Here is a 25954-nt window from a genome sequence, read left to right as displayed (position 1 = left end):
TTTTACTTAGTATTTTTCAATGTCTGAAAATGATTATTTGCCTTTGGAGAGGATAAATTCTTTGCAAAATTCCTTGAAATGATCGAATTGTTGCTTGATGATGTTGTGCTGCAAAAGCATTAATTCTTGTGTACTTTGCAATTCTTCCTTAACAGTATCTAATTGCTTTAATTCAGTTTCAATTTTGTCTAGTTGTTCTTTTAAGTTGCTATTGAGATAATGTTGCTTATCTGTAAGATATGTGATGGTTTCTTTTAATACTGTTAGTTTTTCTCGTAAATTTAAAATCTCCGTATCAAATCTTTTGGTAAAACCGGGGGTTGCTGATTTGAAATATGAATTAGAATAGGGCGTTGGTGAATGAGGGTATGATAGAAAAAGGAAAAAAGTGAAGTAAAAAAACATGAAATGTCCAGAATGTGGCTCCAAGAATATCAATAAAAATGGCATAAAAAAAGGAAAACAAAATCATATTTGTGTTCATTGTCGCGGACAATTTATAGCTCCAGAACAACTCAGTGGTAAAGGTTATAGTGATGATCTCAGAAAAGAATGCTTAAAAATGTACGTCAATGGTATGGGTTTTCGAGCTATTGGGAGGATTAAACAGGTGCATCATACAACGATCATCTCTTGGGTTAAAGCAGTGGGTCAAATTTTGCCACAGAGCTATCATCCAGAAACGCGACCAGAAGTTGGAGAATTAGATGAATTGCAAACCTTTGTCGGCTCAAAAAAAAACCAATCTGGCGATGGACAGCGGTAGATCATTTTCACGAGGGTATATTGGAATAGGTCATAGGGGATAGAAGTGCAAAAACATTTAGACCGTTGTGGGAGCAAGTAAAAAAATGGCATTGTTATTTTTATGTAACAGACGGGTGGAAAGTCTATGGAAACTTTATTCCTGAGGGCGACCAAATCATCTGTAAAACATACATGACCAGAGTGGAGGGAGAAAATACGAGATTAAGACATTATCTTGCTAGACTACATCGAAAAACTTTATGTTATTCAAAATCCATGGAGATTTTAAAGTATTCTGTTTCACTATTGATTCACTATCTCAAATTTAAAGATATACCAATTCCTTCTTTTAGTCTTCTTCATACCTAAAATCACCAATGCCTAGAATAGTTTTACTTCTGAGATCATGTGAACATGATGAAGTGTCCAGACTGTCTATCAGAAGATATACGTAAAAATGGTATTAATCATCAAGGGAAACAAAACTATATCTGTGTTAATTGTTCTCGTCAATTTATTGACAGTACTCAAAGACAACGAGGTTATTCCGATTCGTCCTTTAGGGAGACCTAACACATTCGTCGTGATTGCCCAAAGATGTACGTCAATGGTATGGGTTTTTGAGGCATTGAATAGGTTAAAGGTATTATTCATCACACCACAATCATTAAGTGGATTAAACAAGTTGGCAATCTCTTGGCAAATCCTTATCAACCAGAGACTATACCAGAAGTCGGAGAATTAGATGAATTAGAAACATTTGTGGGTGAAAAAAAACAAAATATGGATTTGGACCGCAGTAAATCACTTTCAACAAGGAATTTTAGGTTGGGTAACGGAAGATCATAGTGCACAGACATTTGAAGCATTATGGAAACAAGTAAAAAAATGGAAATGTTATTTTTAGATAACATAGGGTTGGAAAGTATATCCACAATTTATCTCCTAGGTCGATCTTACTTATTATTAGTAAAACATATATTACAAGAGTAGAAGGGGAAAATACAAGATTGAGACATTATTTGGCAAGACTACATCGCAATACACTATGTGATTCTGAATCCGCACAAATGTTGAATTATTCTATTCGCCTCTTAATACATTATTTACGTTGGAAAGATGTACCTTTACCATATTATTCATAGCTTAAATCAGCAACGCTGCTAAAAAAAAATTATGCCGGGAGGCGGAATTGAACCGCCGACACGAGGATTTTCAGTCCTCTGCTCTACCGACTGAGCTATCCTGGCTGACTTATGTCACTTATATAATATAACGAACTTTTGTGAGATTGGCAAGTATTTTTTATTTTTTTGAGATCATATGCCCCATTGATTTATCATCAAGAAACCATAATGTAAATGGGGCAATACTTTGATCAAAATTTCGTTATGAAAATGATATTAAGACATCCATTCAGTGTGGAAGAATTCTCCACGGGGTTTATCGATACGCTCATAAGTATGCGCCCCAAAATAATCCCTTTGTGCTTGAGTTAAATTCTGGGGAAGTCGTTCGAGCCTGTAGCTATCAAAATAATTTAGAGAAGCACTAAAAGCTGGGACGGGAATACCCATTTTAGTAGCTAACACTAGCACATCTCGCCACGCCTGTTGACGATCAAGGATACTTTGTTTAAACTCAGGGGCAAGGAGTAAATTCGGTAAACTAGGGTTATCGGTGAAAGCCTTATTAATTTTGCCCAAAAAACCCGCTTTGATAATACAACCACCTTTCCAAATTCGAGCAACTTCGGGTAAATTGACATCATAGTTATACTCAGCAGAAGCCTTAGCAATTAAAGCCATACCTTGAGCATAAGAGCACATTTTCGAGCAATATAAAGCATCCCTAATTTTAGAGATAAAACTTTCTACATCACCGTCGAATTTTTCGGTAATTCCCGTTAATTCTTTCGATGCGAACACCCGTTCTTCTTTGTAACTAGAAATCGATCGAGCATATACCGCCGCATAAATTGTCGGAATGGGTACGCCCATTTGTAAAGAGTTAATGACAGTCCAACTACCTGTTCCTTTTTGTCCTGCCGCATCGACAATTAAATCAATTAAATGTTTGCCTGTTTCAGGATCTTTTTTTGGGAAAATATTAGCAGTAATCTCAATTAAAAAAGAATTTAGCTCATCGGTGGTATTCCAATCGCTAAATACTTCTCCTAGCCTATCGTTATCTAATCCTAAGCCGTTTTTCAACAGATCATAGGCTTCAGCGATTAACTGCATATCCCCGTACTCAATACCATTATGTACCATCTTAACGTAGTGACCTGCACCACGAGGACCAATATAGGTAACACAAGCACCATCATCGACTTGGGCAGCAATTTTAGTTAAAATAGGTTCAAGCTCATCATAGGCAGCTTTAGTGCCCCCAGGCATCAAAGAAGGACCATTTAAAGCACCTTCTTCACCACCACTCACTCCCATACCCATAAACCCTAAACCAGTGGCTTCTAGCTCATTAGTACGTCTTTCTGTGTCTTCATAGAGGGAGTTGCCACCATCGATAATCATATCTCCTTCATCAAGTAACGGCTTGAGTTGTTGAATAACGGCATCCACGGGTGCACCCGCTTTTACCATTACCAATATCTTACGAGGACGTTCTAAAGTTTGCACAAATTCTTCTAAAGAGTAAGCTGGTTTAACGTCTTTACCCTGTGCTCTTGTAGCCATAAATTCTTCTGTTTTATTTGGGCTACGATTATAAACGGCAATGGGAAATCCTCTACTTTCGACGTTGAGGGCTAGATTTTCACCCATTACAGCTAATCCAATTACTCCAAAGGTTCTTTTGGTCATAAATAATTCCTATCAATAAATCCTTTTACCTTCAGGTTAACTCGATCTTCTGAGAATAGTTCACTAAGATATTCTTAAGATTTATAAAGTTTAACTTCTTCAGATTTGATCTGTTAAGTTTGTTGTTTTGACAAAAGATTTGAGTATTAGTAAAAAAATATTGATCAATTACCTCAAGTTAAAGTATCTAAAATTCTTACATTATATTGCAACTACTCCCAAGTTATTTCTTGTCTTTCGTGTAAAACTAGGTTATACACAGCAACAGTTTGTTGAGCTAATTTTGCCCATTGAAAACGTTTACTTAAATCTTCATAGGCATTATTGACAAGTAATTGTGCATAGTCAGGATTTCTTAACATTTCTAATATTCCCCATGCCAGAGAATCGGGATTGTTGGTTTGAGTCACCATACCAGTATTCCCATGTCTTACCACTTCAGGTAATCCTCCTGTATCAGAAACTACCACAGGGACACGAGAAGCAAAACTTTCTAAGGCAACAATGCCAAAAGGTTCGTATAAACTGGGGAAAACGGCACAATCTGCCACTGTTTGAAATTGGTTGAGATCTTCATCTGACATAAATCCTGTAAAATAACAACGATCCCAAATACCTAAATGATGGGCTAAATCTTTGATGTAGTTGGTATTTCCCCCGCCGATAATGACGAATTTAACTTTTCCTTCTAAGGCTTCTATTATTTTGGGTGCGGCATTTAATAATATATGGATACCTTTTTCATAAGTCATTCTACCGACATAGTAAATTATTTTTTCGTCATCTCTAGCAAATTTTCGCCTAAATTCTGTACAGTCAAAGTTTGGCGATCGCCTTTTCTTTTCAGGGCGAATACCATTATAAACTACATCTATTTTATCCCAAGGACAACCTAAAGCCTGATTAATTTCACGACGCATATATTGACTGCAAACAATTACTCGCCATGATTCATAAACTAAAGTGCCTTCTTTACTAGATATATAAATATGAGTGTCATTATGAATACCGTTATGTCTGCCATATTCTGTAGCGTGAATGGTTGAAATTAAGGGAATTTTAAAATGATGTTTGAGAGAAATAGCACTATCAGCTACCAACCAATCATGGGCATGAATTATATCAAAAGTGCCAATCTTACTAATTAAATTTTCTGACGTTACTCTCATGACATCATTCATAGAAATAACCCAGTCAAAAAAGTTTTCATTAGGAGGAATGGAAATACGATAAATTTTGATGCCTTCGACAACTTCAAATTTAGGTGCGTTAGCAAATTCAAGGGTGATTAAATGTATATCATGACCTAATTGAACAATTTCAGGATATAATTCTGCTACATGACGTGCGATACCTCCTATAATTCTTGGCGGAAACTCCCATGATAGCACCAGTATTTTCACTTTCCTTAATCCCTAAACAGTTTACTACTAATCAATTATTAGTTATTGATGAATAATAATCAATTTTTATTTTTTACTTAATCCATGTTGGAAAATTGGCTATCCATTTTACATAATTATCGTTTAATTGCTGTAATTCGTTGTCATAATTGGGAAATGGGTTTAAAGATGGCTCATATTTTAGCTCAAAGTGGTATTAGACTAATTGAAATTACATGGAATAGTGACCAACCTGCAAAATTAATTACTATTCTTAGAAAAGAGTTACCCCATTGTTATATTGGAGTAGGTACAATTATTACTCATAAAGATTTAATTTGTGCTATGGAAGCAGGAAGCCAATTCTGTTTTAGTCCTCATTTTGACTCAAATTTAGTTAATTTTGCCCATAATCATGATATTCCTTTCATACCAGGGGCTTTATCTCCTTCAGAAATCATCAATGCCTTTAATTCTGGTGCTAAAACCGTCAAAGTTTTTCCTATTCATGGGGTGGGGGGAGTTGATTATCTGAAAACAATTCTTTCTCCCATTAATCATATTCCCTTAATTCCCACAGGAGGAGTGACGATACATTCAGCACCTCATTATATCAAAGCTGGTGCGATCGCCGTTGGATTATCAACAGATTTATTTCCCAAAGATTTAGTAAAAGAAGAACAATGGGAAGTAATTTCTGCTAGAGTAAAGCAAATTCAAGATCTATTGGTTAGTATAAATTTAACTTAAGAGAGTTAGGTTTTTAAATATGACTTCAAGATCTGATATTCGTGTTACTAATGCGGCGGCTGGTTTTTATACTTCTAATCAAACAGAAAAAGAAGATTCTAATTGGGAGTTTTTGTTTACCAGAGCGATAGAATTTCGTCAGGAGACTATTTATTTTATTATAGTAGATCGCTTTTTCGATGGTGATCAGAGTAATAATGAAGGTTTCAATCCTCAACTATCAGATACTTCTCGAAACTTTTGGGGAAAATATTGGGGTGGAGATATACAAGGTATTATCGAAAAACTAGACTATCTAAAAGGTTTAGGTGTCACGGCTATTTGGATTTCACCATTATTTGAGCAAGTGGAATCATTACAATTTGATAATGCACCAATGCACGGATATTGGACAAAAGATTTTAAGCGAATTAATCCCCGTTTTTTGTCTCAGGGTGAAGATAACTCCCTTTTTAAGTGTACCGCTTTTAATCGTTTAGTTAATCAAGCCCATAGTCTAGGAATCAAAATAATTCTTGACATTGTTTGTAATCATAGCAGTCCTGATGTCAGTGGAGAAAAAGGAAAACTTTATGATGATGGTGTCTTAATTGCCGATTATTATGATGATAAGAATAACTGGTATTATCATAATCCTGAAATAACTGATTGGGAAAATGAAGATCAGTTATTACATTATGAAATGGCAGGTTTAGCGACTTTCAACGAAAGTAATATTGAATATCGTAATTATATTAAATCTGCTATTAAACAATGGTTAGATATTGGTATTGATGCTTTACGAATCGATACAGTAAAACATATGCCCCTATGGTTTTGGCAAGAATTTATTGGAGATTTAAAAACCCATCGCCCAGATTTATTTGCTTTTGGAGAGTGGGGTTTTAGCAACCCTAAAGATGGTAAATCTGTTGAATTTGCTAATGATTCGGGAATGTCAATTCTTGATTTTGGTTTATCTGGTGCAATTCGTGAATGTCTAGCAAAAAACGCCCCTGGAGGATTTCAATTAGTACAAGATGTCTTTAATCTGGATTATCTTTACAATACGGCTACGGAATTAATCACTTTTTTTGATAATCATGATATGCCTCGTTTTGGCAGCTTAAACCCTGATGGTAATGCTTTAAGGTTAGCTGTAGCGTTAATCATGACTTGTCGGGGTATTCCTTGCATTTACTATGGCACAGAACAATATTTACATAATGATACCAATGGGGGAGAAGATCCTTATAATCGCCCCATGATGGAAAAATGGGATATGGATACTCCTATTTATCAGGATTTGGCAAAATTATCCAAATTAAGAAGAGTTAATCCCGCAATTTCTCTCGGTAGTCAAGTTGAAAAATATATTAGTGAAGACATTTACTGCTTTATAAGATGCTATCGAGATTTTCGTTCTTTAGTGTGTTTTAATAAATCTTACTATTCTCAAGGGATTCAGTTACAAAACACAGAATTAATGGATGGAGAATATTATTGTATGTTAACTAAGACCAAGATTAAAGTTATCAATGGTCAAGTGAATGATTTAACATTACCGCCTCAAAGTGTTCTTATTTTCAATTATATCGGCGAAAAAGTCAAAGGTAAAACTATTGTTAGAGTGCAAATTAATGGTATTGTCACACAATTAGGAGAATCTATCATCGTAACAGGAGATTGTCCTGAATTAGGCAATTGGGATATTACCAAAGGATATATTCTCGAATACATTAATCCTAACACGTGGTTTGGAGAAATTCCTTTTAATGAAAGTGCAGGAAAAGCTATTGCTTACAAATACGCTTTAATTAAAAATAATCAAGAAGTGATACGAGAAAAAAAATCAGTCCGTCGTTGGATTTTAGCTAATGATGGTATTGCAAAATGGGTGGATATTTGGCAGCAATAGATTCACAAAAAAAAATCTCTAGTGATTCTTTTGTTTTTATTCTTCTTTAAAAAAATTATTGTTTTTTCCTGATTAAAAAATATGTTTGAGTTATTTATTTGTAATAATCTATATTCTGGTAAACTTATAATATATTTTTGATCTTGATTACCCCACTAAATTGAGATTGAATATTCATATTTCATAATTATTTTTTTCCGTTTAAATTATCTAAATTTTTCATCGCATTTTGTATATCTCGCTCTAGATAACAATTTGCATCATTTCCATTTTTCCCTGAAATTGAACGAAAAAAGGTGAGCATTGCCCACCTTACAATTATCTTTCTATTTTAGGGAGAGATAAATCATTAATTATCAGCACCTTCAATGGGTGCAAAACCTTGACGTTGGATATTTTCTGTTACTACACGAGGTTCTAAGAATTGTAACAGATAATCAGGTCCTCCTGCTTTTGAGCCAACACCTGAGAGTTTAAAGCCTCCGAAGGGTTGACGAGCAACGATTGCACCTGTAATACCACGATTAATATATACATTACCTACTTCAAACTCTTTGTAAGCTCGATCAATGTGAGCTGGAGTACGAGAATATAAACCACCAGTTAAAGCGTAATCTGTGCCGTTGGCGATATTTAAGGCATGATCAAAATTGTCAGCTTTGATTACAGCTAATACAGGACCAAAAATCTCCTCTTGGGCAATAGTGGCATTTTCTAAAATATCAACAATCACGGTAGGGGGTACAAAATACCCATTTTCGGGAGTAGGCACTTGAATGGCTAACTTACCTTCTTGTTTACCTTTCTCGATATATTCTAAAATGCGTTTTTGAGCAGTGTCATCAATAACAGGACCAACTTTTGTGCTAGGATTTTTAGCATCACCTACGTTAAGAGATTTTACCCCTTCGACTAAACGTTCCACAAAGCTATCATAAACAGTAGAAAGCACGATGGCACGACTACAAGCAGAACATTTTTGACCACTAAAACCGAAAGCTGATTGTATTACTCCAGCCACCGCTTGATCTAAATCGGCACTTTCATCGATGATAATAGCATTTTTACCACCCATTTCCGCAATGACTCGTTTAAGGTGTTTTTGTTTGGGTTGCAATATCGCCGCATCAGCATAAATTTTACAACCAACTTCCCTTGAACCAGTAAATGCGATTAAATGAATGTCAGGATGTTTAACGAGATAATCACCGACAATTGAACCTTTACCGGGTATATATTGGAAAACTCCGGCAGGAATCCCCGCTTCTACCAAAATTTCTGCTATTTTCGCTCCAATTACCGTACTGGTTGCGGCGGGTTTAAGTAAAGCACAATTTCCAGCGACTAAGGCAGCAACTGTCATGCCTGTGGAAATAGCAAAAGGAAAATTCCAAGGAGAAACGATTAAAGCAATACCACGAGGTTGATAAAAATATCGGTCATTTTCTCCTGCTACGTCGTAATTATAACCTTGATCGAGTCTCTCCATTTCATCGGCATAATATCGACAAAAATCAATAGCTTCTGATACTTCAGGATCACCTTCTTTCAATATTTTACCAACTTCGTAGCACATCCAAGCAATTAATTCATGGCGTTTTTCCTCTATAATATCTGCGGCTTTGCGTAAAATATTCGCCCGTTGTTTAGCAGTGGTTTTACTCCATGTTTTGAAGGCTTCTTTAGCCGAATTCATCGCCTCGTCAGCTTGGGTAAGGGAAATTAAGCCAATTTTCCCCACAACTTCCGAAGGGTTAGAAGGATTCACGGAGTCGATATAACTCTCAGTTTGCACATAGTTGCCGTTAATCAAAGGTAAATAAGTTTTGCCTAGTTGATTATTGACGATAGTTAAGGCTTGTCTTGCTTTTGTCAAGTTAGATTCCCTCCCATAATCAGTATCTGGTGTCCCTTTAAACTTCTCTCGCCCTCTGGGAGAGGGGTTGGGGGTTTCGACTGCACTTAAATCTTCTTTAATCCCCCCTTCTGAAGATTTGTGGGAGGGGATTAGCGTATCATTAGTTGATTCCCCTAAATTCTCCTTAGAAACTGGGATTGGGAGGTTTACAGTGGGAGGTGCGACTAATTCTTCGATAGGTTTTTCTTCTGAATTTTGGCGTAAAAATGAGCTATTAGCCGTATTCTCCAACAAACGACGGATAAGATAAGCCATACCCGGTAATAACCGCCCATAGGGTGCATAAACCCTCACTCGATGCCCTCTTTTAACTATTGCTTTGGCTAAAGTTTCTCCCATGCCGTACAATATCTGACATTCAAAGCGTTTTCTAGGAATTTTCAGGGTTTCTACAATAGCGATGGCATTTGCCTGAGTGCGAACATTATGGGAGGCGATGGCAGCGTTTAAATAATCGTGATTTTCGAGGAGAAGACGAGTTAATTTTTCATAATTAATGTCAGTTTCTGCTTTATCATTAAATACGGGTTGATTCCAGTGATTTTGAAGACATTTAATAGTTTCTTGATCCCAATATGCACCTTTTACCAGTCTTATGGTGATAGGATTACCCCGTTTTTTTGCCCAATTAATCCATTTTTGTAAATCTTTCTCGGAGTCACGCAAGTAGGCTTGTAAGGTAACGCCAATATCTGTACGAATCTTAAATTCGTCTTCCATTAACAACTCTTGTAAAATAGAGATAACTACATCTTTGTAAGCGTATTGTTCTATATCAAAATGTACCGCCGTATTATAATTTTGAGCGTGTCTTAATAAAGTACGAATGCGATCGCAGACTTTAATTTTACCACCTTCAGGATCAATGGGATCAAATTGAGAATAAAATGCGGTTAATTTGACAGAAACTTGAACTTTAGGGAGATTTTCCCCATCTGCGGTGTCAATTTCGGGGATAGTCGCCCATTTTTGAGCTTGATTACTTAATTGAGTGATTAATTCAAGGTAATTTTGTAGGTAAGATTCCGCTTCTCCTTCAGTAATAACAGCTTCTCCTAACAAGTCGATAGAAAAGCACATTTTTTCCTTGCGCATTTTTTCTACCGCCTTAATCACCTCTTTGATGGTTTCTCCCGAAATGTATTTATAAGCTAAGGTTTCTACAGCCTTAGTGATAGTTGAAGAGGCCAGTTGAGCTGGAATAGAATTGGCTTCGGTAAAATTAAGTAAAGTTTTTAATTCATTGGGTAATTCAACTTCTTTCACCGTGAGATATTGTTGCAAATGACGCATAATCTCAGATTTACTCCTTAATGCAGGTAGTGCATCGATAAATCTAAACAGTTGTACTCTCAACCCCGGATTACTCATCGTCCACGCCATGAGTTTATCATCGAACTGTGCTTGTTCTTTCAATTGACTGAAAATATTGCCTTTTTGCCTTGTGGCTTCGATTAATTCTTTGGCGATCGCTTTTGTTGAATCTTCGTAGAATAATGTAGAATTAGCGGAAGCAACCATAAATTTGACCTAATAAATATAGTAAAATATCTTTAATTTTGTCTCAATAATCGAATGCTAAAATACCGATATTGCATAATATTCAGGGTTTTTCAGCCCTACTATTTTATCATATTTAGAGAAGGTATTACTAATTAGGCTTTATCGAAGAAAGATAAGATTGGGAAGAATTAAATTATTTTTTGAAAAATCTAAAAACAACTTATAGAAAAACCATTAGTTTAAGGATAAATGATTGATTAGCAAGGAATAGAGAAGCCTATGAAAAACCATATTTTAAAAAAATGTGCATAATAAAACTATCTTTTTTATTGTAGAAATTATTATGCTTTTAATTGTTTAATTGCTATAAAATAGTGATGATTATTATAATTATTAAGGAGATAGGTAAAAATAAAAATGATAATAATTTATACACCTAAATACTGTTGATGAGGACACATTGCCATCATAGTTTGATCATTTAAAATTTCTCCATAAACTCCTTTAGTCATCCCTCTTAATTTTTTTAACTTATTAATAGAAGAAGGACAATCACAACCAAACATTTTGATAGCAGAATCACTTTCTTCATCAGTAAAATTGAGCATAAAATCACCATTTTCATTTTTTTCTAAGTCAAGTTTATCATCAATTTCTACTTGATCTGGACTAAGAATAGTAATAGTAATTCCTTGACTTTCAGATGCTTTTACTGATTGAGGTTGACAGATGTTAAATAAAAAAGAAGCTAAGATAACAGGAGTTGATAGTAAGCATAATTTAAGAATTTGATTGGTTTTCATTGGCAAAATTTTACTGATTATCATGGTTGAACTAATGTTTGTTTATCTTATTCAATGATTCTTAAGAATGTCAAGTTACCTATTGAGCATATAGGGATAATTAATTGAATTTTGATCAGATATAGACTAATTATAAACTATTCAATATCGAGACAAAATATCAAAAATTAGTAAAATTTAAGAAAAAGTTAAAACTGAGTCTTGACACTATCCCATTAAAATCACATTATCAATAACATGAATTACGCCATTATCTGCCTCAATATCACTTATTAAAACAGTAGCATTTTTCACCTCAAAATTGTCGCTACAATCAATAGAAATAGGCGCACCTTCAACAGAAATGACAGAATCAACTTTTTCTAAATCAGCTTTCATTAATTTTCCTGAAACAACATGATAAGTTAATATTCGAGCTAATTGAGGTATATTTTGCACTAAAGTAGTGATAGTGCCTGGAGGGAGTTTTGCAAATGCCTCATCTGTAGGTGCAAAAACTGTAAAAGGGCCTTCACTTTTTAAAACATCAACTAAATTTGCAGCTTTTACTGCGGTGACTAATGTTTTAAAATTATCGTTACCAACGGCAATATCAACTATATCTGGCATTTGAATTTATCTCCTTTTTTGTGATAATTTTTGTTAAATTTTTTTTGTGCTTTAATAATTTATGATTTAACGATAATCTGCATTTTGAATATCTCTCAATCTTGCTTCTGGGCGTTTAAATCTATCCATCTGCATTTCAAAAAACTGACGATTTTTCATTAAATGCTTAGGATTTTCGTCATCTAAAGGATATAGTAAAGCTGTTCTTAAAGCCTGAATCACAGCCGAAGTGACATTGTACATCGAGCGTTGAAAAGTTACACCCAATTGAATTAACATATCATCTTCTCCTCGACAATGTTTTTGATAGTATTCCACTAAATAAGGCGGTAAAAAGTGCAACATATCATCCATTAGTAAAGTGGGAGGGATTCCTGCACTACCCACAGGAAAGACATCAGCATAAAGGATACCATAATGAAAGTCTTTTTGTTCATGAGGTACTTGATTAGCTTGAGCGTTGTAAGATTTTGTACCTCTAAAAGGGGAGGTGCGATAAAAAACAGCTTCTACATAGGGTAAAGCAGCTTCGTATAACCAAGTAAAACCTTTAGATTTAGGAATAATTTCATAGCATTTACCTTCTACATAGACATGATGATAAATTGGCCTTCCTGCAATAGCAAATATACCATTTACGAGAAAATCCATCGCTTCTTTTACTGTTGTCATCTTTCCTTCGTCAAATAAGTCTGACATTTCAAAAAACACGGGTGCCATTACTTCCCAAAATAACCCTAAGTTACTATAGTATGATGCTTGACGTGCTTGTTCTAAAAACATCTCAGGAAATAGCTTATATAAACCTGCCATGAGGGGATTATTTTTACAGTAGGCTTTGATGGCAACATCGGCATTGGCTTTATATTCATCACTATCGAGATAAGCGTCAAATTTTCCCATGCCCATATCTCTACCATGCCATAACATAGCGCGCATACAAGCCTCAGCAAACTCCATATTAATACGATCATGTAACAAATGATGGAATAATTTGGGCATTTTGGTAGTTTCCCCTTTTTCCATGAAAGCAAGTAACTCAGGATGGGCGGTAGCTTTTCCTCTCCATATTCTCAAATCGGCGGTATCACCTGCGTAATGGTTAGGCAAATCGAGATATTCTTGGGAGATGAAATATTTAAAGAAAGGAAGAGGATTAATAAAAACTCTCTCAGCAATATAGAGTAAATCTCGCCAATAAAAATCCATCGGCACAGCGTATGCTTTATAAATACCGATAATTTGCATCAAATTTTCAGGAGTATCTGGTAACATTGAACCACCAGCTTCTAAACGATGGATAATATCAGCAAATTGGTGTGTAGAGGAAGGAATTTTTTTTGTGATAGTAGTCATGTTATTAAGGTTATAGAAAAAAAGTTGATAGTAAATTGCGAGGGTGATGGAAGCTAACAAGAATAGTAATGTTAGTAGTAAACCATGCACAGGTTATCTTCATCTTAATTAGATGATTAAAGGCTTTAGCCTTCACTACAAACTTTAATTACTCAAAAGTGCGATCGCATTGCTGGTATTTAAACTAAGATTAGTTAGAAGGGATGGTTGTAAACCGAAGAAAATTATAATAACCGCAAGGATGACGGCAGGAATATGCTCAAAATGTTGTACTTTCGGTAAATACCCCGTTTTATTCTCCATTCTCCCAAAAAAGACTCGATTTAAGAGAATAACAAAGTAAACTGCTGTTAAACCAGTAGCAATTAAGCAAATGAGAGTATGAACAGGAAAAATGCTAAAACTTCCTTGAAAAGAAAGAAATTCACCAATAAATCCTATCATACCTGGAATACCAGCACTAGCCATTACAGCTAAAATCATCAAGCCACCAACAAAAGGTAAACCTCGATAAGGATTCATTAAGCCATGTAATTTGGATAATTCTCTTGTACCTGTTTTTTCTTCAATGATACCCACAAGATGGAATAGTAAAGCCACGATTAAACCATGGGCAAACATTTGACAAATTGCGCCTAATATACTTAATGATGTACCTGCGGCAACGGCTAACACTACAAAATTAATATGGGCGAGAGAAGCATAGGCAATCATTTTCTTAATATCTGTTTGAGAAATAGCGACTAATGAGCCATAAATAGCACTAATAACTGCTAAAAGAGCTAAATATGGTGATATATCTGCCCAAACATCAGGAAATAGTTGTAAACCAAAACGGATTAACCCATATGTACCAAGTTTTGAAATAATACCTCCTAACATCATAGATAAAGGTGTAGAGGCTTCAGTGTAAGCATCAGGTAGCCATGTATGAAGAGGGAAAATAGGAATTTTGATGGCGAAACCGATGACAATAGTTAGTAGTAATAAAATTTGTTTAGCTTGGGGTAAAACTTCCGTTGTTATTTTATCAAAGTCAAAACTGCTGCCATCGGTGAGGAAATTTAAGCCTAAAAATGCGGTTAAAACAAAGATGCCAGAAAAAGCGGTATAAAGTAAATATTTCGTGGCGGCATAATTACGTTTATCTCTTCCCCAAATTGATATTAAAAGATAAATTGGCACTAATTTTATTTCATAAAAGAGGAAAAATAATAATAAATTTTGAGCAATTAATGCACCATTTACGCAGGTAGTTAAGAGGAGAATTAAAATATAGTAAAGCTTAGGCTTATTTACGGCATTTTCTTTTGTTTCTCCGTTATAAATGGCAAGGGTAATTATCAGTCCATTTAAGATTATTAAAGGTAAAGATAAACCATCAACTCCAACAGTATAATTTAACCCTAAAAATGGCAACCATTCTATATAAGTTTGATTTTGAAAACTACCATTAGTATAGTCAAAATTAATGACGATTAAAGTACTGATAATAAAAGTAAGACTGCTAAAAATTAAAGCAATATTTTTGCTAACACTACTTTCTTTTTGTCCTGGTATAATTCCTATAATTATTGCTCCAATAATTGGCAATACTAAGGTTGAGTTAAGCATGATTAACGATTATTTATTTAAAATTTATTTGATAAAAAATATTATGAGCTTAATAACCATAGTGAATAATAAATATTTTTACGTATTTGTAATTCACTATTTAGTAATTAGTTCCTAAAATTAACTGATTAAACTAACTTTTCCTGTGGTTAAGTCATAATAACCACCAACAATTTTTAATTTATTCTCAGCTATTAATTGAGCGATAACATTAGATTTTTTAAGAGTTTCTACTTGGAGTTTAACGTTAGCTTTTATAGCTGTTGGTAAGTCTTTTTTTTCTTCGGGAGTAAGGTTATTTAATGCAGGTTTAATGGCATCTAACACTGACTGAATTTGCCCGGGTACAACATTACCTTCAATGGTAGCTTTAACTGCACCACAACTACCATGCCCTAAGACCAAAATAACTTTAGCACCTAAAACTAATGAGCCAAATTCAATACTTCCTACTTCTTCAGGAGTGGCAATATTACCTGCATTTCTTACTACGAATAAATCTCCAAATCCTCGATCAAAAAGTATTTCTACTGGCACTCTTGAATCGGCACAACTTAGTAAAATTGCGAAGGGATTTTGTCCTTTTGCTACTTCTTGAATTCGAGTTAATGAACGATTAATATTAATAGATTTATTATTAATAAAACGTTCATTGCCAGCTAATAATGATTGTAAGGCTTCTTCTGGATTTAAATTAGATGTGACTTCATTTAGAGCAACTATTTCTTTTGAATTAGCTTTACTCATTGCTGTTACAAAGCTACCAGAAACTAAACTTAATGCACCTAATTGTAATAAATTTCTGCGAGATAAATCTATTTTTGTCATGATTTTAGTGCTAATGTTTATTTTTATAAGGGTTTACGTCCTAATAATTCTAGGATAGATGAGTTCATTTTCTTCCTAATTATTATTTTTCTTTACACTTATAAAATATTTTTATTTTTAACTATATTTTATTGAGTTAAACCAAAAACTATCGCTACAAAAACTAATCCTAAAAGAATTGTTAAAATATATAACTGAGATTGTCCAGATGTACTATATTTAAGGGCTTGTCCTCCGAAAATAGTAGTAAAACCCACTAAATTTACTGCACCATCTACGATATATTTATCAAACCAATAAGCTAATTTTGCGGTAACATTTACTATGCCCACAATTGTTATTTTATAAATGTCTTGAATATACAAATCATAGGCGAAGAAATCACGGATAAATTCTGGAATAATTTTTATGGTTTCATCTGTTGATTTTTTACCATAAATTATTATTGCTAATCCCCCACCTATTATGGTTGATAAGGTGAAGAAAATTCCCAATTTTATATCAAAATCAATGAGGTTAAATTGTTCTAAAATTAGAGGTAAATGTAGGGTAACACCAGTTAAAATCATCATCGGTAATACCATTGCCCATAACACTTCTGGCGATCGCACTGTCATTTGTTTTGATTCACCTAGAAATATTAAGGAAAAAGCCCGTAAGAGACTAAAAGCAGTCAAAGCATTCACTAACAATAAAACCGCCAATAACCAAGGTTGAGTTGCTAATAATTCATTGCCAAGACGGGGAAGAATAGAAAAAGCACCCAGGGGAGGAAAAGCCACTAAACCGAATGTGCCTACTAAGAAAGATATACCAGAAATAGGACGACGAGACCATAAACCACCTAATTGAGTTATGTTTTGAGTGATGTTACTAATAATAACAGTACCGATACTCATATAAAGTAAAGCCATGGCAACGGCATAAATCACAATTAACAATAAAGCGGTGTCGGGCTGATTACTGCCAACGGCGATAAATACTAAACCCATATAAGCACTTACAGTATAAGAAAGTACCCGTTTGATGTCAATTTGGGCAATAGCAATTAATGATGATAACACAGCGGTGATAGCACCAATAACCATTACTACTGTTGAAGTGATAGGGGAAATCGTTAAAACTGGTTGTAACTGAATAAGCACATAAGCACCAACTGCCACAACGATAGCATTACGAAGGATAGAAGCAGGTAAAGGACCTTCCATCGCTTCATCTAACCATAATTGTAAAGGAATTTGTGCGCATTTAGCGATCGGTCCCGCTATCAAGGCTAAACATAGTAATGTCGAAAAAGTGGCATCAATGGGAGAATTTTTTGCCCAAAAACCTAGATAATTGTAATTCCACGTACCAGAAAAGGAATAAATAGCAATTACCCCCATTAGTAAGAGAATATCACCGACTCGTTTTGTCCAAAACGCATCCCTTGCACCTGAGATAACGAGGGGTTGTGCAAACCAAAAACCTACTAATAAGTAAGTACCAAGGGTGAGAATTTCTAAATAAACATAGCTAAAGAAAAGAGAATTGCATAAAACTAATCCACACATTCCCGCTTCGAAAAATCCCATCAGTGCATAAAATCTTGCCCATCCCCAATCCATTTCTAAATAACCGATAGCGTAGATTTGACATAAAACATTTAATCCCGTAATTAAAGCTAATGCACCAACGCTGATAGCAGAAATTTGCACATCAAAAGAAATATTTAAACCCGGTGCTTCTAACCATGTAAATCGTAATTCTTGAGCTGGGTTATTCCAAATTTGAGATAAAGCGATGACACTGTGAATAAATGCAAAAGATGTCATCAGGATATTAATATAACCTGCTGGACGTGATCCTGTTTTTCGTATAAGACCGGGAGACCACAATAGAGCAAATAAGCCTCCAATCAATGTATAACAAGGAATAAATAAGATATTTTCACTAAAAAAATTCATGGTTATTCATTAATAATTACAGTAAATTTAGTCATAGCGTATTTTGTTAAGCTGTCTTATTGATTTTTCTGTATTAATAATAATGAATCAATAGATTAATGTCAATGATTATTAGAAAAAAAATTAAATAGTTAAGTTTAGCTTTGCTTATACCTTCATCAGTTGAGTTCTATCAATCAAAAATTCTAAAAAAGTTTTAGCTATAATAGATAGTTGTTTACCCGCTAAATGAGATATATACCAGTGTTTAGCAATGGGGAAATTCTGTATATCAAGAATCGTTAAATCCTCATGACAAGCAAAAGTTAGGGTATGTTTGGACAATACTGAAATTCCTAATCCACCTAAAATAGCTTGTTTGATGGCTTCATTACTACCTAATTCTAGCCGTACTTTTACATTAACATTATGTTGATTAAATAAATTTTGTACTGCTTTTCGAGTTCCAGAGCCAGATTCTCTCATAATAAAAGGATAGGCTTCTAAAGTCTCTAGGGGTATTTGTTTTTGATTAGCTAAAGGGTGATCTTTTTTGGCAATTACTACCAATGGATTATCAATAAAAGATTGACTTTTAAGATCAATTTCTTCTGGTGGTTGACTGAGAATATATAAATCATCTTGATTATTTAACATTCTCTCTTGTATTTGTTTATGATTAGTGACTTGTAAGGCAATATCAATATCAGGATAAAGTAAACAAAATGAACCTAAAATACGGGGAATAAAATATGTTGCTGTGGTAATAACCGATAGACTTAATTTTCCTTCTTTTGTACCTTTAAAATCAGCAATTTTCATCTCAAAATTGTCTAATTGAGTAAAAACATCTTGACAAGTTGTCAATAATTCTTTTCCTGCTTCTGTGAGATAAAGTTGTTTGCCAATTTGTTCAAATAAAGGTAAGCCAATGGTTTTTGTCAATTGTTTAACTTGACTTGATACTGTTGGTTGGGTTATCTCTAATTCTTCTGCCGCTTTAGTAAAACTTCCTAAACGTGCCGTGGTTTCAAATACTTTGAGCTGATGTAAGGTTGCTTGAATCAAACATTTCTCTCCTTCTTCTATTGATATTTATTAATCTATGATAATAAATATATAGATTAATGTCAATAGTTATCCTTAATATCTGATCAAAAACCCTAAATATTTAAGGTTAAATTTCTTTGTTTAATTTTTAAAGGTAAATGCAGAAGATAAAAGAGATTTTGTATAAGAATGTTGAGGATTTTTAAAAATACTTTCTGTGTTTCCTAATTCCACTATTTTACCATGATTCATAACAGCAATACGATCGCATAAAAATCTAGCTACAGATAAATCATGAGTGATGAATAAATAAGTTAAATTAAATTCTTTTTTAAGCTCTAAAATTAAATCTAAGACTTGTGCTTGTACTGTAGCATCTAACATACTTACGGGTTCATCACAAATCACTAATTTCGGGTTAGTAATTAATGCTCTTGCGATGGCGACTCTTTGTTGTTGTCCTCCTGAAAGTTCTTTCGGATAACGGTTATAATATTCTTGAGGGTTTAATCCCACCCGATTTAACATCGTTTCTACTCGTTGCTTATTTTTCTGCTGATTGCCCATTTGATGAATTAATAAAGGCTCAATTATCGATTCTCCTATCGTCATCATGGGATTAAGACAAGCATGAGGATCTTGAAAAATCATCTGTATTTCTTTTCTTATGCTTCTAATTTCCCTTTCAGGTAGAGTAGTTAAATCTCGATTTTCAAAATTAACCTTTCCACTGGTAGCTCTAATTAATTGTAAAATTGTTCGAGAAAGAGTACTTTTGCCACAACCAGATTCCCCCACTAAACCTAAAATTTCTCCTTGCCAAATGGTTAAATTTAGTTCATCTACTGCTTTAATTGTTTGGGATTTTTTGCCGAAAATTTGCTCAATAAAATTACTTTCTAAACTATAGTATTGTTTGAGATTTTTTAATTCTAATAAAGGGGTTTCATTTTCTTTTATTTCTTCGACAACTAATTCTGAGGGTTTATGTAAGTGAAAGGCAGCCGCTAACAGAGATTTTGTATATTCATGATTCGGAGCATAGATTACATCTTGCACTTTACCCATTTCTACCATTTTACCTTGATACATTACCCCAATGCGATCACAGTATTTCCCTACCATCGCTAAATCGTGAGAAATCAATAATAAAGCCATATCTCGCTCACGACACAAAGAAGTTAATTCAGCTAAAATTTCCGAAGCAATAGTGACATCAAGGCTAGTAGTAGGTTCGTCAGCAACGATCAACTTCGGCTCTAATAATAAAGCAAGGGCGATGGCAACCCGTTGACGCATACCACCACTAAACTCATGGGGATATTGATTAAATCTATCAGGAGAAATTTTGACGGTGGCAAGGGTAGATAAGGCTTTTTTTTTCGCTTCTTGTGGTGATAATTTAGGTTGATGAGCTTTCAATGTTTCGATACAATGATCCCCTATCGTCATTAAAGGATCTAATCTTGTCATGGGATCTTGAAATACTAACGCAACTGCTTCTCCTCTAAATTTGCGTAAGGCTTGATTGTCATAGGCAAAAATAGCTTCTCCTTTGAAATTTGCCACACCTTCAACCTTAGTTTTTTCTGGTAATAATCGTATTATCGCCCTGCCTAAGGTGGATTTTCCGCAACCAGACTCGCCGACTAAGGCTAAAACTTCCCCATAATTGAGGTTGAAAGAAACATCATTAACAGCCCAACTAATAGAGTTGGAGTTATCACCGTTATTAGTAGTGCCATAAGCCACTCCAAGGTTAAGGATTTCTAATAAAGGTGAATTCATCATAGATAATATAGAAAATAGAAATTATTAACTATTAATTATCAACTATCAACTATTAACTATCAACTATTTTTTCAACCAGCTAAACATAGCACGTAAATCTTTACCAACTTCTTCTATAGTTTGCTCGGCTTCACGACGACGCATTGCAGTAAATCCGGGTTTTCCAGCTTGGTTTTCTAACACAAATTCTCTAGCAAATTGCCCTGACTGAATTTCGCTGAGAATTTTTTTCATTTCTGCACGGGTATCATCAGTAATAATTCTAGGTCCTCTGGTATAATCACCATATTCAGCGGTATTGGAAATACTACTGCGCATAGTTGCTAAACCGCCTTCAACGATTAAATCAACGATTAATTTAACTTCATGTAAACACTCAAAATAAGCAATTTCAGGTTGATAACCTGCAGATACGAGAGTGTCAAAACCTGCTTTAATTAATTCAGATAAACCACCACATAATACAGCTTGTTCGCCAAATAAATCGGTTTCAGTTTCTTCTCTGAAAGTGGTTTCAAGGATTCCTCCACGAGTGCCACCAATACCTTTAGCATAAGCCATCGCTAAATCACGAGCTTTACCTGTGGCATTTTGATATACTGCGAATAAAGCAGGTACACCTTGTCCTTGTTCGTAAGTCCGACGTACTAAATGTCCAGGTCCTTTAGGTGCAATCATTACTACGTCAACGTCTTCAGGAGGTACAATTTGACCAAAATGAATGTTAAAGCCATGAGCGAATGATAATACTTTACCTTTAGTTAAATAGGGTGCGATCTCTTTTTCATAGATAGTGCGTTGAACTTCATCTGGTAATAAAATCATAATCCAGTCAGCAAGGGAAGAAGCCTCAGCAACGGTATGTACTTTTAAACCAGCAGATTCAGCTTTAGCTTGAGATTTGCTACCTTCATAAAGTCCGACAATAACATTAACACCACTTTCTTTCAAGTTTAAAGCATGGGCGTGTCCTTGAGATCCATAACCAATAATTGCTACAGTTTTATTAGCAAATAAATTTAAGTTGGCATCATCTTCATAGTACATTTGAGCCATTAATTTTTACCTCAATTATAAAATTTTTAATTTAGTGAGCGATCTTACATCATATCTTAAAACTATGAACAATTAGCAATTCAAATCTGATTTACACATTGAGAAAAAAAACTAATTTACCGATAATCCCTTGTAAACCTGTAACTAATATTCCCACAATACTTAAAAATCCAATAGTCATAGTATTTAAATGAGTGTTAACTTCATCAAATTTTTTATCCACACTATCAAAATATTTATCAATAGCATCAAGATGTTTATTTATTTGCTCATCATGACTTTTCTGCTTTTCAAAATCAGTCTCTAATTTATTAATCTTCTCATTTAACTCTAATTTCGTTTCTTATAATTACTCACTTAATTTGTCAATTTTGTTATCTAATTCATCAATTTTACTATCTAATTTACTGAGTATATCCACAAGACTAATTTGTATAGTTTGAGTCATGGTAAAATTTCTTCATCAGTTTAATATTCAAACTTTACTCTTACACTTATTTGTTTATTATTTAACCTAAATATGATTATAGTTGGTTTAATGAGTGGTACTTCTGTAGATGGAATTGATGCCGCCGTTGTCGAAATTAAAGGACAAAAATTAGATTTAGAAGTTAACCTTTTAGTAGGTCAAACTTTTCCCTATTCTCCTTCTTTACGCACTAAAATTCTTCAAGTTTGTGAAGGTGATTCTCTTTCTATGACGGAATTTTCTCAATTAGATTCTGCCATCGCCACTGAATTTTCTCAAGCGGTTTTAAATATAATTCCAGATAATATCAAAGTAGATTTAATAGGCTCTCACGGTCAAACAGTATATCATCAACCGCCCCATAAAAACCAGTTAGGCTATAGCTTACAGTTAGGCAGAGGAGATGTTATTGCTCATTTAACAGGGATTGATACTGTCAATAATTTTCGGGTGGCGGATATTGCCGTAGGAGGACAAGGTGCGCCGTTAGTGTCTAAAATTGATTTGTGTTTATATAATCATCCTCGTCATAGTCGTTGTTTACAAAATATCGGCGGTATTGGTAACGCTACTTATTTACCCTCAACTCATACGCAAAAATGGCAAGAAAAAGTTATCGGTTGGGATACAGGACCAGGAAATGCTTTAATAGATTTAGCAGTACAAAAATTAACAGATAATCAACAGACTTTTGATTTTAACGGTGATTGGAGTCGTCAAGGAAAGCCATGTAAACCTTTAATTAAGCAATGGTTAAAAGAAGATTTTTTTCATCAAAAACCACCAAAATCTACAGGTAGAGAATTATTCGGGCATATTTACTTAGAAAAATGTCATCGAGATGCCCAAAACTATCATTTAAGTGATGCTGATTGGTTAGCGACTTTGACAGAATTAACTGTTGCTTCTATCGCCGATAGTTACCATCGTTTTTTACCTTCGATTCCTCATGAGGTTATTTTAGCAGGAGGAGGTAGTCGTAACAGTTATTTAAAAGAGCGTTTACAAAGTTATCTTCCCGATTCTCATTTACTGATTAGCGATGATTTAGGCATAAGTGGTGAGTTTAAAGAAGCTATAGCTTTTGCCATTTTAGCCTATTGGCACGTCAATAATTATGAGGGCAATTTACCTAATGTTACAGGGGCGAAAAAAGAAGTTATTTTAGGACAAATACATAAAGCAATTTATAATTGAAAATTGAGAAATAATAGTAGTAATTGTTAATTATTTTATTTCTAATTATCTCGAATTTTGAGAAGAATTTATACGTAATTTAATTTTTTTCTGTGCTAAGGTTAACAAGATGTAAATTATTAATAGATAAAGTAAAGCAAGGAGCGGTATTAGCATAAATAAATCTCCGTAAATTTTAAATATTGGGTTAATTAATTAGAATTATTTTAATTCAATAGATACTCAATTTTTTGTTAAAAACTTTAAAATTGTTATTGATTATGATCAAATATTTTTTAACAATCTTTTAATAACATTTTTTACCTTTTTGATTGATAGCAATAGATAAAATTTTGTTGATGTTAAATAAAATAAAAATAGACACATCTTTTACCGCTCAAATAAACTTATCGAAAGGTAACGAGAAAGTCTGAAAGCCTAATTATTCTCAATGTATAAAACACCACAGAATTTAACGGCAAACTCTTTCTTCTTTTATCAAAAACACCAAGAATTACTTTTTTAATGATGTTTCATGAGTCAGATGAACTATCTTAATTTATTTTTATAACTAATATTCCAGTTTTTTCCACCAAAGAAAAACCATTAACTTTTCATTAGTTAACCTTTAGACTGTGAATCATTAGCTATGAAATAAATATATACATACAACCTTTACCAACACTTATATGAGACTAATTCCCCACAATATTTAAGGCTAAGTTGATGAAGGCAACAACGATAATCTAGGATTTTTTTCGTTCTGAGATTTATTGTTACTTATATATATAAAATAACATAGATTGACCTTCAATAGAAGAAGATTAAAATTTTTTTTCTTGAGTGTTAACCCTGATATATCAACATTTTTGTTGTATATTAACTATAATTCGCACAAAAAAACATCCATTGTTATCTCAGTAAGGGAAACCATAGCTTAAAATAATAATAAGATATATGAACTTTCGTAAACTATTTTTATAAATAACTACTCATCAATGACAACTGCAACCTCTCTATTTACTCCTGTAGAAAATGACTTATCGCAACTAATTGATAACTTAACCACCTTGGTAGAGGCACAACATCCTATTTTAGGTGCGGCGGCAGAGCATTTATTTAGTGCTGGGGGGAAAAGAATTCGCCCTGCTATCGTTTTATTAGTTTCTCGTGCTACACTAAAGGGTCAAGATTTAACTCCTAGACATCGACGTTTAGCGGAAATTACGGAAATGATTCATACTGCAAGTCTTGTTCATGATGATGTAGTTGATGATGCTGAAATTAGAAGACAAGTTCCTACAGTTAACACTCTTTTTGGTAATCGTATTGCTGTATTGGCAGGAGATTTTTTATTTGCACAATCTTCATGGTATTTAGCAAATTTAGATAATCTTCAAGTAGTGAAATTATTGTCAGAAGTTATTCGAGATTTTGCGGAAGGAGAAATTCAACAAGGATTAAGTTGCTTTGACACAGATATAACTTTAGAAAAATATTTACAAAAAAGCTATTTTAAAACGGCTTCACTAATTGCCAATAGCGGAAAGGCTGCTGCTGTTTTAAGTGATGCGGGGGAAGAAGTGGCGAATAAAATTTATAGTTATGGGCGTAATCTTGGTTTAGCATTTCAAATAGTGGATGATATATTGGATTTTACGGCTTCTGAGGAAGTTTTAGGTAAACCTGTTGCTTCTGATTTAGTCAGTGGAAATATTACCGCACCTGTATTATTTGCCATGGCAGAAAAACCTTCTTTAAAAATTTTGATTGAAAGAGAATTTAGTGAAGAAGGAGATTTACAACAAGCCCTAGAATTGGTGAATAACAGTGATGGTATTGAAAAAGCTAGGGCTTTAGCTTATCAACATAGTCAATTGGCTTTACAGGATTTAGATTGTTTGCAAAAATCCCCTGCTACAGATTCTTTGGTAGAGTTAACAGATTATGTTTTGAGTAGGATAAAATAAATCTCTTAAATCAAGGGTTTTAAGGTTAATTGGGGTTTGTGCATGGGAATCAGAAAGCTATAAAAATCAGAGGTCAAGAAATACTATATTAACACAAAAATTACAATATTATTTTGGTTATTTTTATTCAAAAACTCAATATTTTTGATTTCATTCCCTAAATAAAATCTTGCTGTATTTAGTTTTAAAACTACATTTGACATCTTTAATTCATAAATATTTCTCAAAATCCTAACTCTTAACTCTTATCTTTTACTCTCATGACACCCTAATTATTAACTCTTCACA

At 33.8% G+C, this 25954-nt stretch carries 17 protein-coding genes, 1 tRNA gene and 2 pseudogenes; 6 read left to right on the top strand and 14 right to left on the bottom strand.

Annotation, left to right across the window (positions count from 1 at the left end; genetic code table 11):
• Positions 1-33: 33 nt before the first annotated feature.
• Complete coding sequence (locus GM3708_RS01920) at positions 34-405, bottom strand: hypothetical protein (RefSeq protein ID WP_066343681.1); 372 nt, start codon at positions 403-405, stop codon at positions 34-36.
• Between GM3708_RS01920 and GM3708_RS17725 the strand changes: the two are divergent.
• Positions 404-1116: pseudogene (locus GM3708_RS17725) on the top strand (IS1 family transposase). The gene GM3708_RS01920 and the pseudogene GM3708_RS17725 sit on opposite strands and share 2 nt — an antisense overlap.
• Positions 1117-1164: 48 nt before the next feature.
• Positions 1165-1892, top strand: a pseudogene (locus tag GM3708_RS01910) (IS1 family transposase).
• 32 nt (positions 1893-1924) lie between these two features.
• Here the strand turns inward: GM3708_RS01910 and GM3708_RS01905 are convergent.
• The 3 genes from GM3708_RS01905 to GM3708_RS01895 all read right to left on the bottom strand — a co-directional run bounded on the left by GM3708_RS01905 (position 1925) and on the right by GM3708_RS01895 (position 4972).
• Positions 1925-1997 (bottom strand) — tRNA-Phe (locus tag GM3708_RS01905).
• 153 nt (positions 1998-2150) lie between these two features.
• A complete protein-coding gene (gene gnd / locus GM3708_RS01900; protein WP_066343658.1) occupies positions 2151-3569 on the bottom strand; it encodes a decarboxylating NADP(+)-dependent phosphogluconate dehydrogenase in 1419 nt (472 codons plus the stop codon).
• A gap of 212 nt (positions 3570-3781) precedes the next feature.
• Positions 3782-4972, bottom strand: a complete 1191-nt coding sequence (locus GM3708_RS01895; protein WP_066343656.1) for a glycosyltransferase family 4 protein — start codon at positions 4970-4972, stop codon at positions 3782-3784.
• Between the two features lie 84 nt (positions 4973-5056).
• On the opposite strand from GM3708_RS01895, the gene GM3708_RS01890 reads away from it, so the two are divergent.
• Positions 5057-5701, top strand: coding sequence for a bifunctional 4-hydroxy-2-oxoglutarate aldolase/2-dehydro-3-deoxy-phosphogluconate aldolase (locus GM3708_RS01890; protein WP_173644986.1), 645 nt, complete (start codon positions 5057-5059; stop codon positions 5699-5701).
• 19 nt (positions 5702-5720) lie between these two features.
• Positions 5721-7598, top strand: coding sequence for an alpha-amylase family glycosyl hydrolase (locus GM3708_RS01885; RefSeq protein ID WP_066343655.1), 1878 nt, complete (start codon positions 5721-5723; stop codon positions 7596-7598).
• A 349-nt stretch (positions 7599-7947) separates the two neighbouring features.
• Here the strand turns inward: GM3708_RS01885 and pruA are convergent, their stop codons facing one another.
• From pruA to ilvC, 10 genes are all read right to left on the bottom strand, one after another.
• Positions 7948-11037, bottom strand: a complete 3090-nt coding sequence (gene pruA / locus GM3708_RS01880; protein ID WP_066343654.1) for an L-glutamate gamma-semialdehyde dehydrogenase — start codon at positions 11035-11037, stop codon at positions 7948-7950.
• A 410-nt stretch (positions 11038-11447) separates the two neighbouring features.
• The gene (locus GM3708_RS01875; RefSeq protein WP_066343651.1) at positions 11448-11822 is read right to left on the bottom strand and encodes a hypothetical protein; all 375 of its coding nucleotides are present in this window, start codon (positions 11820-11822) and stop codon (positions 11448-11450) included.
• 207 nt (positions 11823-12029) lie between these two features.
• Complete coding sequence (locus tag GM3708_RS01870; RefSeq protein ID WP_066343649.1) at positions 12030-12431, bottom strand: fasciclin domain-containing protein; 402 nt, start codon at positions 12429-12431, stop codon at positions 12030-12032.
• Between the two features lie 66 nt (positions 12432-12497).
• Positions 12498-13787, bottom strand: a complete 1290-nt coding sequence (locus GM3708_RS01865) for a CO2 hydration protein (RefSeq protein WP_066343647.1) — start codon at positions 13785-13787, stop codon at positions 12498-12500.
• 144 nt (positions 13788-13931) lie between these two features.
• The gene (locus tag GM3708_RS01860; protein ID WP_066343638.1) at positions 13932-15401 is read right to left on the bottom strand and encodes an NADH-quinone oxidoreductase subunit M; all 1470 of its coding nucleotides are present in this window, start codon (positions 15399-15401) and stop codon (positions 13932-13934) included.
• A gap of 120 nt (positions 15402-15521) precedes the next feature.
• On the bottom strand, positions 15522-16229 hold the full coding sequence (locus tag GM3708_RS01855) for a carbonic anhydrase (RefSeq protein WP_144439263.1): 708 nt from the start codon (positions 16227-16229) through the stop codon (positions 15522-15524).
• Positions 16230-16357: 128 nt separating this feature from the next.
• Positions 16358-18175 (bottom strand): NAD(P)H-quinone oxidoreductase subunit F, encoded by a 1818-nt coding sequence (locus tag GM3708_RS01850; protein ID WP_066343635.1) that lies wholly within the window; start codon positions 18173-18175, stop codon positions 16358-16360.
• A 147-nt stretch (positions 18176-18322) separates the two neighbouring features.
• The gene (locus GM3708_RS01845) at positions 18323-19222 is read right to left on the bottom strand and encodes a LysR family transcriptional regulator (RefSeq protein ID WP_066343632.1); all 900 of its coding nucleotides are present in this window, start codon (positions 19220-19222) and stop codon (positions 18323-18325) included.
• A 123-nt stretch (positions 19223-19345) separates the two neighbouring features.
• On the bottom strand, positions 19346-20992 hold the full coding sequence (locus GM3708_RS01840) for an ABC transporter ATP-binding protein (protein WP_066343630.1): 1647 nt from the start codon (positions 20990-20992) through the stop codon (positions 19346-19348).
• A gap of 66 nt (positions 20993-21058) precedes the next feature.
• Positions 21059-22051 carry a ketol-acid reductoisomerase gene (ilvC, locus tag GM3708_RS01835; RefSeq protein ID WP_066343627.1) on the bottom strand — a complete coding sequence of 331 codons (993 nt, stop codon included), beginning with the start codon at positions 22049-22051 and terminating at the stop codon, positions 21059-21061.
• 520 nt (positions 22052-22571) lie between these two features.
• Here ilvC and GM3708_RS01830 point away from each other — a divergent pair.
• Both GM3708_RS01830 and sds read left to right on the top strand, forming a co-directional pair.
• The gene (locus GM3708_RS01830; protein ID WP_066343625.1) at positions 22572-23717 is read left to right on the top strand and encodes an anhydro-N-acetylmuramic acid kinase; all 1146 of its coding nucleotides are present in this window, start codon (positions 22572-22574) and stop codon (positions 23715-23717) included.
• A 977-nt stretch (positions 23718-24694) separates the two neighbouring features.
• Entirely contained in the window at positions 24695-25666 is a 972-nt protein-coding gene (sds, locus tag GM3708_RS01825) for a solanesyl diphosphate synthase (RefSeq protein ID WP_066343622.1), read from the top strand.
• The last annotated feature ends 288 nt before the right edge of the window (positions 25667-25954 follow it).

The organism is Geminocystis sp. NIES-3708 (assembly GCF_001548095.1).
In the GTDB taxonomy this organism is placed as follows: Bacteria; Cyanobacteriota; Cyanobacteriia; order Cyanobacteriales; family Cyanobacteriaceae; genus Geminocystis.
The sequence above is the reverse complement of the archived record's forward strand: the minus strand, read 5'-3'. Positions and strand labels throughout refer to the sequence as shown.

Coding starts and splice junctions, on each gene's coding strand:
- ilvC (WP_066343627.1), bottom strand. CDS start 22,051: ATGGCTCAAATGTACTATGAAGATGATGCCAACTTAAATTTATTTGCT.
- GM3708_RS01855 (WP_144439263.1), bottom strand. CDS start 16,229: ATGACAAAAATAGATTTATCTCGCAGAAATTTATTACAATTAGGTGCA.
- GM3708_RS01885 (WP_066343655.1), top strand. CDS start 5,721: ATGACTTCAAGATCTGATATTCGTGTTACTAATGCGGCGGCTGGTTTT.
- pruA (WP_066343654.1), bottom strand. CDS start 11,037: ATGGTTGCTTCCGCTAATTCTACATTATTCTACGAAGATTCAACAAAA.
- GM3708_RS01860 (WP_066343638.1), bottom strand. CDS start 15,401: ATGCTTAACTCAACCTTAGTATTGCCAATTATTGGAGCAATAATTATA.
- GM3708_RS01870 (WP_066343649.1), bottom strand. CDS start 12,431: ATGCCAGATATAGTTGATATTGCCGTTGGTAACGATAATTTTAAAACA.
- GM3708_RS01865 (WP_066343647.1), bottom strand. CDS start 13,787: ATGACTACTATCACAAAAAAAATTCCTTCCTCTACACACCAATTTGCT.
- GM3708_RS01875 (WP_066343651.1), bottom strand. CDS start 11,822: ATGAAAACCAATCAAATTCTTAAATTATGCTTACTATCAACTCCTGTT.
- GM3708_RS01850 (WP_066343635.1), bottom strand. CDS start 18,175: ATGAATTTTTTTAGTGAAAATATCTTATTTATTCCTTGTTATACATTG.
- sds (WP_066343622.1), top strand. CDS start 24,695: ATGACAACTGCAACCTCTCTATTTACTCCTGTAGAAAATGACTTATCG.
- GM3708_RS01890 (WP_173644986.1), top strand. CDS start 5,057: ATGTTGGAAAATTGGCTATCCATTTTACATAATTATCGTTTAATTGCT.
- GM3708_RS01920 (WP_066343681.1), bottom strand. CDS start 405: ATGTTTTTTTACTTCACTTTTTTCCTTTTTCTATCATACCCTCATTCA.
- gnd (WP_066343658.1), bottom strand. CDS start 3,569: ATGACCAAAAGAACCTTTGGAGTAATTGGATTAGCTGTAATGGGTGAA.
- GM3708_RS01840 (WP_066343630.1), bottom strand. CDS start 20,992: ATGAATTCACCTTTATTAGAAATCCTTAACCTTGGAGTGGCTTATGGC.
- GM3708_RS01830 (WP_066343625.1), top strand. CDS start 22,572: ATGATTATAGTTGGTTTAATGAGTGGTACTTCTGTAGATGGAATTGAT.